Origin of the sequence: Streptomyces sp. GbtcB7, from assembly GCF_019091445.1 — a bacterium.
GTDB classification, from domain to species: Bacteria; Actinomycetota; Actinomycetes; order Streptomycetales; family Streptomycetaceae; genus Streptomyces; species Streptomyces mirabilis.
Window position 1 is genome coordinate 1 of record NZ_JAGXJM010000783.1, and the last position, 229, is coordinate 229.

1 pseudogene is annotated in these 229 nt (G+C 74.7%); it reads right to left on the reverse strand.

The window, feature by feature from the left end:
* Positions 1–40 precede the first annotated feature (40 nt).
* A pseudogene (locus KVT44_RS57545) lies at positions 41–229 on the reverse strand (GNAT family N-acetyltransferase); the annotation flags it as partial.

Consider the following 229-nt stretch of genomic DNA (forward strand, 5'->3'; position numbering starts at 1 on the left):
TGACCTCCCTGCTGTAGCCGCGGCCGGGAGCGGCGGCTCTTCACTCGCCGGGGGCCGTCGCTCCCACCCCCTTGTAGAAGATCGTCGTCGGGCGCAGCTCGCCCGAAGGCGTCGCCGCGGAGTCGGGTATCGCCCCGAGCCGGGTCCAGCCCGCGGAGCGGTAGGGGGACTCGGCGGGGCTGTCGGACTCGGTGTCCAGGGGCAGCAGGGTGATTCCGGCGGTGGCGGC